Source organism: Vibrio sp. Isolate33, assembly GCF_022397895.1.
Taxonomy (GTDB): domain Bacteria; phylum Pseudomonadota; class Gammaproteobacteria; order Enterobacterales; family Vibrionaceae; genus Vibrio; species Vibrio pomeroyi.
In genome coordinates this window covers 30,844-44,235 of record NZ_JAKEUP010000010.1, presented here as the reverse complement: position 1 = coordinate 44,235, position 13,392 = coordinate 30,844, and the positions used below count along the sequence as shown (strand labels likewise).

Sequence of the window (13,392 nt, the reverse complement as noted above, 5' to 3'; positions counted from 1 at the left end):
CTTTTTTTGTATCTGTGTTCTATGGTAGTTTGCTGCTAATAGAAGCTAGTAAGCAAACCTTAAGGTTTTGCCTGCCAGCTGATTTTTTGCTGCTTAGCCAGTACACCCGACAAGATACAAAGCACACCGCCTAAACCTGCGTAACGCACAGCGGTTTGAGCTTGCTGCTCTACTTTTGGTTTCGCATGGTAAGCAATACCTAAACCTGCAGAACCCATCATCACCAAGTCATTCGCGCCATCGCCTACAGCAACCGTATTGTGCAATTCAAGCTCATACTCTTCAGCCAGTTCCACTAAAATATCAGCTTTGGTTTGCGCTGAAACCACATCACCGAGAACTTCACCCGTCAATTTACCTTTAACGATTTCTAAAGTGTTCGACTGAGCATGGTCTAGGTCTAACGTGTCTTTCAAGTAATCCGAGAAGTAAGTAAAGCCACCTGATGCGATTGCTGTTTTCCAACCAAGCTTATTCAGCGTGTTCACAAGCCCAACGAGATCGGGCATGAATGGCAGTGATTGACGCACTTGCTCCAGAATAGCTTCATCGGCACCTTTTAGTGCGCCCACTCGTTGGCGTAAGCTTTGTTCAAAATCGAGTTCGCCTTGCATTGCTCGTTCGGTGATTTCAGAGACTAGCTCTCCGACTCCAGCCAGCTTTGCAATTTCATCAATACATTCAATCTGAATCGCTGTGGAATCCATATCCATCACAATCAAACCTGGCTTAGATAAGTCTGGGACCTCGCTAAGGCAAGCATAATCAAGCTTCAATGCTTGTAGGATTTCTTCGTGGGCAGGTGTTAAGTTTCCAGACATCAGTGCCACTTCGTAATGTCCAACTTTCCACGTATCAAGAATGGTGTTGTAAGTGCCGGTGAAAAAATCGATGTCATCAAAATATTGTGGAGATAGGTACTCGCCAAATACAATCCAGTTGGCCTTTGCCTTAGCGAGTTGAGAAGCGAAACGAGTCTCGGGGAGTCGAGTTAATAATGTAGTATGCCTTTTAATCGGCAGATATTTCTGAGCGTCCATGTGTATGATTCCTAATTAACTATGCTAAACGTTAACCTATTGCAATTTGAAAACGCAAGTCTCAATATGTCTTAATCATAACATTTGTTTATTTCAGGCTTCGTGAAACATGAATGAATCATTGTTCTCAATACGTAACGCTTTACGAATGCTAGCCCTCATTTTGTTGGCTACCATGTTCGTCGTAACGATTAAAAATACGGTCGTGATCAGTAAAGGTAACGAGAAGATCCAAGCGAAACAGTTGGAAACTCTTACCAAGCTGCTTATCTCTCAGGCATCACTTTCAGCCAGCAAGATGATCACGCAACAAGACCAAGAACGACTGCTTGATCTAACCAATCAGCTGTCTCAAGACCGACTAGTATTCGATACCACCATATACGATGCTGAGGGTATCCGACTGGCTTCAAGCGAAAAAGCACTATCTGTACGTGAGGTTCTTGGCTTAGACACACCACTTTCAACCGCAAGTATCGGTAGACAGCAATTAGTTGAGCCAATTTACTCTGCAGAACATACGATCATCGGCTTTATTCGTGTGACCTTCGAAACCGGTAAGATGACGGCGATTTCAGATCACCACTACCGTAAAAGTGATCGTTACATGATTGGTATGGTTTTGATGGGCTTCGTCAGTGGTGTACTGTTCATCATGTTGATTCGTAGAAGACCAACAAAGTCAGGCGAGAATTTACTGCTGAAAAACGTAAACTCATAACGACTCAGTTCAAAAGATCCAATAAAAAGCCCCGACGCTCAGGCAGCGACGGGGCTTTTTGTTATCTGTTACTTTATCAAGCTATTGTGAACTGTAATTACTCTTGGTCACCAAGAAGCACAGAATCTAGAGCGATAACCATCATGTCGTTGAAGGTTGTTTGACGCTCATCCGATGTAGTTTGCTCACCGGTTTTGATGTGATCAGACACAGTACAGATAGTCAGAGCTTTTGCCCCGTACTCTGCACACACACCATAGATGCCTGCCGCTTCCATCTCTACACCGACAATGCCGTATTTATCCATCACTTCAAACATTTCAGGATCTGGCGTGTAGAACAACTCAGCCGAGAATAGGTTACCGACTTTTACATCAACACCACGCGCTTTGGCTGCATCTTCTGCCGCACGCACCATTTTGTAATCTGCGATAGCTGCGAAATCGTGACCTTTAAAGCGAATACGGTTCACTTTTGAATCAGTACATGCGCCCATGCCAATAACCACATCGCGCACTTTGATATCTTCGCTCACTGCACCACAACTACCAACACGAATGATCTTTTTCACACCGAAGTCTTTGATCAGCTCAGTCGCGTAAATAGAACAAGATGGAATGCCCATACCGTGTCCCATTACCGAAACCTTACGACCTTTGTAAGTACCGGTGTAACCAAACATGTTACGAACGTCGCACACTTGAACCACTTCTTCTAAGAAGGTTTCAGCGATGTATTTAGCACGTAGCGGGTCGCCTGGCATTAGAACTACGTCAGCGAAATCACCCATTTCAGCATTAATATGTGGAGTAGCCATTGAAAATATCCTTAATCTCAAAACAAAAAAGAAGAGAGAGGTTTCCCTCTCTCTTAGTTAACTATTATAGGAAGCTTGTACCGTGTCCCATTGGCGATGTACCGAAGTATGACGCTAAGCTTTGACCGATATCAGCAAACGTATCGCGACGGCCTAGAGAACCGGCTGGAACCTTCTGACCGTAAACAATCACAGGGATATGTTCACGCGTATGGTCTGTACCTGGCCATGTTGGATCACAACCGTGGTCTGCTGTTAGGATAAGTACATCATCTTCTTTCATCATATCGATGATTTCATTGATGCGACTATCGAAGTACTCAAGTGCAGCTGCGTAACCCGCAACATCACGGCGGTGGCCGTAAGCTGAGTCGAAATCAACGAAGTTAGTGAACACAATCGTGTTGTCGCCCGCTTCATTGATCGCTTCTTTTGTTGCTTCAAATAGCGCAGGGATACCTGTTGCTTTGGTTTTCTGAGTGATACCACAGCCTGCGTAGATATCAGAGATCTTACCGATTGAGTGAACGTTACCGCCCTTCTCATCAGCAAGTTTCTGCAGGATAGTTGCCGCAGGTGGCTCAACAGAAAGATCACGACGGTTACCAGTACGCTCAAATTGACCTTTACCCGGGCCAACGAATGGACGCGCGATAACACGACCAATGTTGTAGTCTTCTAGCTCTTCACGAGCAATCTGACAAAGGTCTAATAGGTTTTGTAGGCCGAATGTCTCTTCATGACAAGCGATCTGGAAAACAGAGTCCGCAGAAGTATAGAAGATTGGCAGGCCAGTCTTCATGTGTTCTTCACCTAGGTTATCTAGGATTTCAGTGCCTGATGAGTGGCAGTTACCCAAGAAACCAGACAAACCTGCACGCTCAAGAATGCGGTCAGTCAGTTCTTTTGGAAAGCTGTTCTCTTTGTCGGTGAAGTAGCCCCAGTCAAACAATACTGGTACACCAGCGATTTCCCAGTGACCCGATGGCGTGTCTTTACCAGAAGACAACTCAGCAGCGTGACCGTAAGCGCCGATGATTTCAGCATCTGCATCCATACCCGGAGCAAAACGACCTGTAGACTCTTTGTGAGCCATAGCTAAACCTAGCTTAGATAGGTTTGGTAGCGTCAGAGGACCTTGACGATCTGCGTTGTCTGCAAGACCTTTGTCACAATGATCTGCGATGTGACCCATAGTGTCTGAACCTACATCACCGAATTTGTCTGCATCCGCTGTTTCACCGATACCGAATGAATCTAAAACTAAAATAAATGCTCTTTTCATTTTCTTCACCAACTTATTGCTCTTTGCACCAGAACTCTGTTTATCGGCATACACTAGGTATGCCGATACCTGTTATTTACACGTCTTCAGAACGAATCTGACGGTAAACGTCTGGCGTTGCTGTATATTCTCCGCCCACAGTGATTGCATTTTGTAATGCTGTTGCAGCTTCTTGCCACTGTTGTTCGTTGCGAGCATGAATCATTGCTAATGGTTTATCTTCACTTGCCACTTCGCCAAGACGAATGAAGTGATCAAAACCGACTGCGTAATCAATGCTGTCAGTTGCTACGCGACGACCACCGCCCATACCAACTACAGCCATACCAATTGCACGAGTATCCATTGCTGATACCACACCGCTTTCTAGCGCGTACACTGGCTTAACAATTTCTGCTTTTTCTAGGTAGTTATCGTAGTTCGCTACGAAATCTGCTGGACCACCAAGGCCTGCTACCATTTTACCGAAGCACTCTGCTGCTTTACCGTTATCCAGTACTGCCATCAGTTTTTCACGCGCTTCGTCTGAATCTTTTGCAAGGTTACCCAACACCAGCATTTCAGCACACGATGCCATCGTAATTTCTAGCAAACGTGGGTTACGGTATTCACCTGTTAGGAATTGAACCGCTTCACGTACTTCTACTGCGTTACCCGCTGAAGAAGCTAGAACTTGGTTCATGTCGGTTAGGATTGCTGTTGTCTTAGTACCTGCACCGTTTGCTACTGCAACGATCGATTTCGCTAGCTCTTCAGACGCTTCGTAAGTCGGCATGAATGCGCCTGAACCTACTTTTACATCCATTACTAGAGAATCAAGGCCAGCAGCCAGTTTCTTAGATAGGATTGAAGCCGTGATTAGCGAGATGTTATCTACGGTTGCTGTGATATCACGAGTTGCGTAAACACGCTTATCAGCAGGTGCTAGATCGCCAGTTTGACCGATGATCGCTACGCCAGCATCTTTAGTTACTTCACCGAACACATCGTTGGTTGGTGTAATGTTGTAACCAGGGATAGATTCAAGCTTGTCTAGTGTACCGCCAGTGTGGCCTAAACCACGACCAGAGATCATTGGAACGAAACCGCCACATGCTGCCACCATAGGGCCAAGCATCAGAGAAGTTACGTCACCAACACCACCAGTAGAGTGTTTATCAACAATTGGGCCATCAAAGTTCATGTGGCTCCAGTCAATCACCATGCCTGAGTCACGCATTGCACACGTTAGTGCGATACGCTCTGGCATTGTCATTTCATTAAAGAAGATAGCCATTGCGAATGCTGCAATTTGGCCTTCAGAAACCGTGTTTTTAGCGACGCCTTGAATGAAGAAGTTAATTTCTTCAGCTGTTAGGACTTCGCCATCACGTTTTCTGCGAATAATTTCTTGAGGTAGATACATTAGTGCCTCCCAAACTCTAGTGAGTATGGTTTGTAGGGGAAAGAGGTAATATGGAGTGACTTAACGCCACTCCATCAAACAGACTAAATCTTGTTACACCCGATTGGGATATTAGTATGCTGCTGGATCAGCAGTCTGGTCTGTCACTTCTAATGTATTAAGAAGGTTAGTTAGTAGGCTTGAAGCACCAAAACGGTAGTGCATGTTGTCTGCCCACTCAGCGCCTAGTAGTTCATCAGCCATTGCTAGGTATAGTGCTGCATCTTCAGCAGTACGTACGCCACCAGCAGGTTTGAAACCAACTGTTTTAGCAACGCCCATGTCACGAATAACTTCAAGCATCATGCGCGCGTACTCTGGAGTCGCGTTTACTGGCACTTTACCTGTTGAAGTTTTGATGAAGTCTGCACCCGCTTCGATACAGATTTGAGAAGCTTTCTTGATCAGTGCTTCTTCTTTCAGTTCACCTGTTTCGATGATCACTTTAAGCGTGATGTCACCACAAGCCGCTTTACATTGCTTAACTAGCTCAAAGCCAACTTCTTCGTTGCCAGCAATAAGAGCACGGTATGGGAATACTACGTCAACTTCATCTGCGCCGTACGCTACTGCTGCTTTTGTTTCTGCAACAGCAATTTCGATGTCGTCATTACCATGAGGGAAGTTAGTTACAGTCGCAATGCGTACTTCTGGAGTACCTTGCTCACGCAACGCTTTCTTAGCTGCTGGGATAAAGCGAGGGTAAATACAGATTGCAGCGGTGTTGCCTACTGCAGTCTCCGCATCATGACAAAGCGCCACTACTTTCTCAGTAGTATCGTCGTCATTTAGCGTAGTTAGGTCCATAAGTTTAAGTGCACGTAGAGCTGCTGCTTTTAAATCGCTCATTTCTATCTCCGATCAATATATTCAAATAGTTAACTACTTCGCCCTCCATCCAGTATAGATGGATATTTTAGTAATGCTCAGTAGTCACAAATGAACGGACTTGGTTCCCTGAAGACTTGATAACTTTCGCTACCAATTGCAATCCTTGTCACCGCACAGTACCAGTTTGGTCTATGGCACAACAAATCAGTCATGTTGTGTCTAACATCTATAGCGTATTGCTAAGTTTGGCTTAATCCCAGAAGAATAACCTTTGGACGAATCCAAGCGGTTACTTTCTTGCCAAAAGAGACATCCTATCCCTTAAGCTTATACATTATAGGTATCCATCAATAAATTGTAGTGCTCCTTAGAACGCAAACGGTTTGTATCTCAAAAAAACATTCTAGACCCATTAAGCGACATCAAGCTGATGCTTATGCCAAAGAATCACTAGGCCTAAAAACAAAAAAGCCCCGCAGCAATTTCTTGCTACGGGGCGATATTATTATGGCGTCTATATATCTAAATCTACTTGATTAGAAAGATAGGAAGAAGCCAGCAATTGTTGCTGCCATCAGGTTAGATAGAGTACCAGCAATTACCGCTTTAACACCCATACGTGCGATGTCGTGGCGACGGCTTGGTGCAATACCACCTAGACCACCTAGAAGAATCGCAATAGAAGAAAGGTTTGCGAAACCACACAGTGCGAATGCGATGATTGCTTGAGTCTTCTCAGACATCACTTGACCAGTTGCTGCAACAACTTGAGCGTTTTCACCAACGTATGGTACGAAGTTTAGGTATGCAACGAATTCGTTAACAACTGTCTTCTGACCAATGAAAGAACCAGCGATAGTTGCTTCTTCCCATGGAACACCAATGATGAATGCTAGTGGTGCGAAGATCCAACCTAGAAGAAGTTCTAGAGTTAGGTTTTCCATACCAACCCAACCACCGATGCCACCTAGGATACCGTTGATTAGAGCAATTAGACCGATGAATGCTAGTAGCATTGCACCTACGTTTAGAGCTAGTTGTAGACCAACTGATGCGCCACCCGCTGCTGCGTCGATAACGTTAGCTGGTTTGTCATCGCCACCGTCCATTTCGTCAGCGATGTTGTCGTCTGGCTTATCAGTTTCAGGCTTGATGATTTTAGCGAATAGTAGACCACCAGGTGCTGCCATGAATGACGCTGCAACTAGGTACTCTAGAGGTACACCCATAGATGCGTAACCTGCTAGTACACCACCAGCTACAGAAGCCAAACCACCACACATTACTGCGAATAGTTCAGAGTTTGTCATTTTAGGAACAAATGGACGAACAACTAGAGGTGCTTCAGTTTGACCAACGAAGATGTTTGCTGCTGCAGACATAGACTCGGCGCGAGAAGTACCTAGAGCTTTCTGAAGACCACCACCAAGAACTTTGATTACAATTTGCATAACACCAATGTAGTAAAGTACAGAGATAAGTGCAGAGAAGAAAATCAGAGTTGGTAGTACTTGGAAAGCAAAGATGAAACCGATACCGTCAACTGAGAAGTTAACTAGGCTGCCGAATAGGAAACCAGTACCGTCTTTACCGTAGTCGATCACGTTTGCTACACCAGCAGAGAAACCTGCAAGTAGATCACGACCCCAAGGGATGTAAAGTACGAATGCACCAAGTGCGAATTGGATAGCGAAAGCGCCACCCACTGTTCTTAGATTAATAGCTTTGCGGTTGTCAGATAGTAGTACTGCGATTGCGATCAGTGCAACCATTCCGACTAGGCTCATAAACAGGCTCATAGTTTATGACTTCCTTATTAGTTATTTATTGGCGTGTTACAAAATGGGGCTATAAAGCGGAGGCAATTATACTCATGCGACCACTAATAAAGTAATGCCGTCCTCACACTTTCGTAGAAGATTCATGTACCATTCACACGCAAATGTGACCCAAATCACAAGCTCAGTGCAATTTACGCAAACGATAAACAAAAACCTTCGATTTTATTCACATATACCGAATGCGCGATGGCTATTTTGCCAAATTTGCGCTGCAATCGATTGCTTTGGCTCTTTTCTAAGCAAAAAAAGTTCATTTAAGATCGTAACTAAATATTTGGAATGATTAACATTTCCTTGGTTTCCATGCATGGGCATGTCCGGAGCATCCGTTTCCAATACCAAGTATTCAAGGGGCAATTTTGCGATGGTTGTGCGTGTTTTTTGCGCTCTTGGGTAAGTTATCGTTCCACCGACGCCAATATAGAAACCGAGCTTGATCCAAGCCAAAGCCTGCTGTTCACTCCCCGAAAAACCATGAATCACACCACCTAAGGTGAACTTGTGCTGCTTTATTAGCTCAATAAGTCGGTTGTATGACTTCCTCTCATGGATGATTAAAGGCAGGTCAAACGCCTTCGCAAGCTCCATTTGTTGGATAAAAAAACGCTCTTGTTTTTCCTTTTCGACGTCGGCAAAGAAGTCGAGTCCACACTCTCCTACCGCGATACACTGGCTGTTTTTTGAAGAGAGTAACTGGCGAAGTTCTGAAAATTGCGCCTCATCCGCTTGATCTAAAAAGTACGGGTGGAAGCCTAATGCATAGTAAATATTAGGGTGAGATTGAGCGATTTTATCGAGTTTCCGCCAATTACTTTGACCAATAGAAGGAATCAGCAGCTTCTCAACTTGGGCTTGTTTCGCTTCTTTTAGGTAACCATCAAGACTTTGCTCAACTGAAAAACCGCTGTCAAAGGCGTCAAAGTCCGCATGGCAATGGGTATCAAATAGCGGAAAATCACTTAATTCTGGTGTCATCTTCCCCACTCTCTGTTTGTTGTCTTTGAGGATCACGACGATGAGGCACACAGCTGCGCTTATTCTCAGGTGTTAAACCAAGCTCCTCGCACCACTTATCGTATTTCTTAATCCAAACTTTTATCCAACCGAACATATAAACCTCACGCTTCCAACCTCAAATAGCACGTATTAAAAACGTCTACCTCAACACCACGTATAGCAACACAAAGCCACACATAAAAGAAAACAACAAAACTACACATACAAATAATAATTAAGTTCAATAATTAACCCAGAAAAGATAAATGCATAAATATTATTTATAGATAAACCCTAGTTAGCTATATTGTTGAAAATCTTACCAGAACAAATAATAGACGCAATTGCCAAGGAGGCACTGATAGCAAGACGCCTAATTAAACGACGAGATCCTACATTATGAAAGCATCACTCTTAGCCATTACAATTTCTAGCGTGTTAGCTGCACCCACTTTTGCTGCACCTTACCAAGTTGACGTTGAGCTAGCCAACCAACAAACACTTCAACTTATTGATGGACAAATGAAAGCTGTTGATGCTTCTGTTCAGTATAAATTAAACAAACAATATGCCAATGCTACTCCAGGCACGACAGCTACAATCGATGATGTCACTTATGAGAAACAATCTAACGGCACTTGGGCTGCTGTTGGTGCGGCTTCAGCGGCATTGGTTGCAGGTCTGTTAAGTAGCTCTTCATCTTCCAGTTCATCTGATAATGGCAATACCCCGCCGGAACTTCCAGTCACTGCATCAATGGACCATATAGGGACATGGAAACTAGCGGAAAATGATAATGGTTACATTGTTACGATAGCTGGGCAGGACGCTTATGTAGATTCGAGCAATGTGATACTTAATAACGATGGTACAGCTACCATTATCCTGAATGATCGCAAACTTACACTGGGCGTTAATGGGGATGAGCTTTACCGAGTAGATCAAGTTAGCCGTCCAGATATAGATATTCCGGATGGTAACGATATGCCCCAGCTGTCTGATCCTGAATATGGCAATGGCATTGTCGGTCAAGGTTGGGTGAAAGTTGATGTTGGCGCTGGCAACACTAACTACCACAAGTTCGAAAAAGTTACTAATGACGGCGTAAAAACCATCGAGGTCGCGGATCAACGCTCAAGCGGTAACGGTGTCGACATCCGAATTGGGGGCGGTGAGTGGAGAAACTTTGATGGCTCAAAGATTGAAGCAGCACAGGACTTCATTGACGAACACTTCCGCCCTGCAGACATGCCTCAATTATCTGACCCAGAATATGGCAACGGCATTGTCGGAGAAGGTTGGACTCGTGTCGATATTGGTGCTGGCGTTCAAGACTTCTACCGCTTTGAGAAAGTAACTGAAGATGGCGTTAAGACTGTTGAAGTAAACGACCARCGTAAACATGACGGTGGTGTCCATGTCAGCRTTAATGGYGGTGATTGGAAACACTTCGACGGTTCTAAAATTGCGGCAGCTAAAGACTTCATTGACGAACACTTCCGCCCTGCAGACATGCCTCAATTATCTGACCCAGAATACGGCAACGGCATTGTCGGAGAAGGCTGGACTCGTGTCGATATTGGTGCTGGCGTTCAAGATTTCTACCGCTTTGAGAAAGTAACTGAAGATGGCGTTAAGACTGTTGAAGTAAACGACCARCGTAAACATGACGGTGGTGTCCATGTCAGCGTTAATGGTGGTGATTGGAAACACTTTGACGGTTCTAAAATTGCGGCAGCTAAAGACTTCATCGAGGAGCATTTAAAGCCTGCTGATATGCCTCAACTGTCTGACCCAGAATACGGCAACGGCATTGTCGGGGAAGGTTGGACTCGTGTCGATATTGGTGCTGGCGTTCAAGACTTCTACCGCTTTGAGAAAGTAACTGAAGATGGCGTTAAGACTGTTGAAGTAAACGACCAGCGTAAACATGACGGTGGTGTCCATGTCAGCGTTGGTGCTGGCGTTCAAGACTTCTACCGCTTTGAGAAAGTAACTGAAGATGGCGTTAAGACTGTTGAAGTAAACGACCAGCGTAAACATGACGGTGGTGTCCATGTCAGCGTTAATGGCGGTGATTGGAAGCACTTCGACGGTTCTAAAATTGCGGCAGCGAAAGACTTCATCGAGGAGCACTTAAAGCCTGCTGATATGCCTCAACTGTCTGACCCAGAATACGGTAACGGCATTGTCGGAGAAGGCTGGACTCGTGTCGATATTGGTGCTGGCGTTCAAGATTTCTACCGCTTTGAGAAAGTAACTGAAGATGGCGTTGAGACTGTTGAAGTAAACGACCAGCGTAAACATGACGGTGGTGTTCATGTCAGCGTGAATGGTGGTGATTGGAAACACTTCGACGGTTCTAAAATTGCTGCAGCTAAAGACTTCATCGAGGAGCACTTAAAGCCTGCTGATATGCCTCAAATCGACGCGCCTGCGAAGCCAACCATTTCTGCTGGTTTAGAAGGTGACAACATTGTTGTAACGGTAAATGGTAAATCTCAAACGACTGACTATACAGCTGAAGCTGACGACCGTGGTGTCGTGCACATCAAAGATCGTCATGGAAATATTGTGGGTGAAGGCTACATAGATGAAGTAAATGGAACAGTCACTTTTGGGAACGGTATTGTTGTAAATGACCGAGGTGATGTGACACTTCCACCTGCGGTAAAAAATAACGTAAAAGATAGAGTCCAATCAATTGATCCAAATAAGCTTCAGAAAGCGAAATCAGCGATTCAACAGCGTTTACGTGGCTAATAACTAGCCTAGGTTAAACCAGTTCACCCGATAATAGTTACTCCTATTATCGGGTGTTTTTACTCACTAGCTAAGGAAAGCGATTCGGGATTTGAATATGAAACGCCTTCTATTAATACTTGCTTCAACCTTCCCTTTTTACTCATCTGCCAATGACACCCTTGTTGAATCTATTGAGCGTTTTACGGATATATTTTCCATCAGTTTATCTCAAAATCCAGACAACGAAAAAACGGTAGCCACTCTTGATGTAAATTATCAAATCAATGATAAGTTGCGTATTTTTGGAGAAGTTGATACTCAAGAATACTGGCAAGCCGGTGTTGGCTACTCTTTCTGGCAAGGCGATACGTACTACACTGAAAATACGGTAAAAGTCAGTGAGCATGAAATCACAACGGGAATCTTTGCCGCGAAGCTAATCCATGAGCAATGGACATTAATCGGTGATCTTAATTACAACTACATGGATAGAGATTTCGATGCTTGTCTTCCAAATTTATGTGTGGAATATAGAGCCTCTGATACATTCGATTATAGCGCTGGCGCTTTGTGGAGCCCGATTAAATATGCTGATTTTCTTTACAAATTCAACCAAGAAATCGGATTCAAAAAAGATACCCAAGATTTTTACATTAAAGATGATACCGCTATGGGCCCTGGATACATCAGAAATGAATCTAGGACCAACATCCATTATCACGAGGTAGCTATATTCCTTAACTTGAAGTACGTAAAACCGTCCGTTACCTACACGATATACCCTGAAAATAACAACTATGTTGAATTCGGATTATCTTTCGACTTTTAGTTATTGAGTAGCTCTTTGATCATCTCGCGTAACTCTTGATGTTGCCCATTAGTTTGATACTTTTTGTGGTAAACAAACTCAAACTCCACGGGACGCATTGAGAATGGGGGTTCGTGAATTTGCAACCCGAGCGCTTTGGCAAAGTGGAGCATACTTACAGGGGCGGCAGCGATATAGTCAGTTCCTTTTACCGCTAACATTAGATTCGTGAGATTTCTGACCTCAATCGCGACATCACGAGTAAAGCTCTTTTCAGAAAGGAAATCGACAATTTGAGTATCTTGTCGCAGTAGCTTTAAGGTGACATGCCGTGCTGAAAGAAACTCTTCCATGGAAATTCGTTCACCAAACTTACTCACTTCAGGGTCACTCATAAGAAGAAGCCTGTCAGTCGTCGCAAATTCAGACTCTAGACTCGCCTGCTTTGGTAACCCCGTATCCACAACCAAGTCGACCCGATTCAACCGAATATCTTCAATTATATGTTCGACAGATATTGGTGATTCAACTAATTGAACCCCATTGAGCATGGGTAGCTTTTGGAGAAGGTTGGCAGGGATATAAACCGTAAAGTCTCTCTTCCTAGATACAGCCCCTTCCATCAACTCTAAAGCACTCGACAGTTGGCCTGCTAATTTATGCGCCATCGAGGTTGGCTCTATTGAGCGACCTACTCTGACAAATAACGCATAGCCGACGACGGTTTCAAACCTTTTGATTGCAGCACTGACCGCAGGTTGAGTTAGCTCTAACGATTCAGCCGCTTTGGTTATCGATCTTTGTTGATATACAGAGAGGAATGGCTTTACTAAATTGAGGTCAAACACGCTTTACTCCATCAAA

General features: G+C 44.2%; 12 protein-coding genes. 3 read left to right on the top strand and 9 right to left on the bottom strand.

The window, feature by feature from the left end:
* Nucleotides 1-59 precede the first annotated feature (59 nt).
* Nucleotides 60-1,040, bottom strand: a complete 981-nt coding sequence (serB, locus tag L1D37_RS14790; RefSeq protein ID WP_048612297.1) for a phosphoserine phosphatase — start codon at nt 1,038-1,040, stop codon at nt 60-62.
* A gap of 109 nt (nt 1,041-1,149) precedes the next feature.
* Between serB and L1D37_RS14785 the strand changes: the two genes are divergently transcribed.
* Nucleotides 1,150-1,761 carry a YtjB family periplasmic protein gene (locus L1D37_RS14785; protein WP_128644330.1) on the top strand — a complete coding sequence of 204 codons (612 nt, stop codon included), beginning with the start codon at nt 1,150-1,152 and terminating at the stop codon, nt 1,759-1,761.
* 97 nt (nt 1,762-1,858) lie between these two features.
* Here L1D37_RS14785 and deoD read toward each other — a convergent pair whose 3' ends face one another.
* The 7 genes from deoD to L1D37_RS14750 form a co-directional block, all read right to left on the bottom strand.
* Entirely contained in the window at nt 1,859-2,578 is a 720-nt protein-coding gene (gene deoD / locus L1D37_RS14780; protein WP_004734474.1) for a purine-nucleoside phosphorylase, read from the bottom strand.
* Nucleotides 2,579-2,642: 64 nt separating this feature from the next.
* Complete coding sequence (locus L1D37_RS14775) at nt 2,643-3,863, bottom strand: phosphopentomutase (RefSeq protein ID WP_239848335.1); 1,221 nt, start codon at nt 3,861-3,863, stop codon at nt 2,643-2,645.
* A gap of 76 nt (nt 3,864-3,939) precedes the next feature.
* Nucleotides 3,940-5,268: a thymidine phosphorylase gene (gene deoA, locus L1D37_RS14770; RefSeq protein ID WP_176680382.1), complete on the bottom strand. Its 1,329-nt coding sequence runs from the start codon at nt 5,266-5,268 to the stop codon at nt 3,940-3,942.
* A gap of 111 nt (nt 5,269-5,379) precedes the next feature.
* Nucleotides 5,380-6,156 (bottom strand): deoxyribose-phosphate aldolase, encoded by a 777-nt coding sequence (gene deoC / locus L1D37_RS14765; RefSeq protein ID WP_239848334.1) that lies wholly within the window; start codon nt 6,154-6,156, stop codon nt 5,380-5,382.
* A 518-nt stretch (nt 6,157-6,674) separates the two neighbouring features.
* Nucleotides 6,675-7,937 carry a NupC/NupG family nucleoside CNT transporter gene (locus L1D37_RS14760; RefSeq protein ID WP_017629634.1) on the bottom strand — a complete coding sequence of 421 codons (1,263 nt, stop codon included), beginning with the start codon at nt 7,935-7,937 and terminating at the stop codon, nt 6,675-6,677.
* Between the two features lie 204 nt (nt 7,938-8,141).
* Nucleotides 8,142-8,954: a TatD family hydrolase gene (locus tag L1D37_RS14755; RefSeq protein WP_239848333.1), complete on the bottom strand. Its 813-nt coding sequence runs from the start codon at nt 8,952-8,954 to the stop codon at nt 8,142-8,144.
* On the bottom strand, nt 8,935-9,090 hold the full coding sequence (locus L1D37_RS14750; protein WP_176680924.1) for a DUF5363 family protein: 156 nt from the start codon (nt 9,088-9,090) through the stop codon (nt 8,935-8,937). Before L1D37_RS14750 ends, L1D37_RS14755 begins: the two co-directional genes overlap by 20 nt.
* 284 nt (nt 9,091-9,374) lie before the next feature.
* Here L1D37_RS14750 and L1D37_RS14745 point away from each other — a divergent pair, with 284 nt between their 5' ends.
* Nucleotides 9,375-11,738: a hypothetical protein gene (locus tag L1D37_RS14745; protein ID WP_239848332.1), complete on the top strand. Its 2,364-nt coding sequence runs from the start codon at nt 9,375-9,377 to the stop codon at nt 11,736-11,738.
* A 97-nt stretch (nt 11,739-11,835) separates the two neighbouring features.
* Nucleotides 11,836-12,549 carry a hypothetical protein gene (locus tag L1D37_RS14740; RefSeq protein ID WP_239848331.1) on the top strand — a complete coding sequence of 238 codons (714 nt, stop codon included), beginning with the start codon at nt 11,836-11,838 and terminating at the stop codon, nt 12,547-12,549.
* Here the strand turns inward: L1D37_RS14740 and L1D37_RS24060 are convergent.
* A complete protein-coding gene (locus tag L1D37_RS24060) occupies nt 12,546-13,376 on the bottom strand; it encodes a LysR family transcriptional regulator (protein WP_239848330.1) in 831 nt (276 codons plus the stop codon). The genes L1D37_RS14740 and L1D37_RS24060 overlap by 4 nt on opposite strands.
* Nucleotides 13,377-13,392: the final 16 nt, after the last annotated feature.

Coding starts and splice junctions, on each gene's coding strand:
- serB (WP_048612297.1), bottom strand. CDS start 1,040: ATGGACGCTCAGAAATATCTGCCGATTAAAAGGCATACTACATTATTA.
- L1D37_RS14785 (WP_128644330.1), top strand. CDS start 1,150: ATGAATGAATCATTGTTCTCAATACGTAACGCTTTACGAATGCTAGCC.
- deoD (WP_004734474.1), bottom strand. CDS start 2,578: ATGGCTACTCCACATATTAATGCTGAAATGGGTGATTTCGCTGACGTA.
- L1D37_RS14775 (WP_239848335.1), bottom strand. CDS start 3,863: ATGAAAAGAGCATTTATTTTAGTTTTAGATTCATTCGGTATCGGTGAA.
- deoA (WP_176680382.1), bottom strand. CDS start 5,268: ATGTATCTACCTCAAGAAATTATTCGCAGAAAACGTGATGGCGAAGTC.
- deoC (WP_239848334.1), bottom strand. CDS start 6,156: ATGAGCGATTTAAAAGCAGCAGCTCTACGTGCACTTAAACTTATGGAC.
- L1D37_RS14760 (WP_017629634.1), bottom strand. CDS start 7,937: ATGAGCCTGTTTATGAGCCTAGTCGGAATGGTTGCACTGATCGCAATC.
- L1D37_RS14755 (WP_239848333.1), bottom strand. CDS start 8,954: ATGACACCAGAATTAAGTGATTTTCCGCTATTTGATACCCATTGCCAT.
- L1D37_RS14750 (WP_176680924.1), bottom strand. CDS start 9,090: ATGTTCGGTTGGATAAAAGTTTGGATTAAGAAATACGATAAGTGGTGC.
- L1D37_RS14740 (WP_239848331.1), top strand. CDS start 11,836: ATGAAACGCCTTCTATTAATACTTGCTTCAACCTTCCCTTTTTACTCA.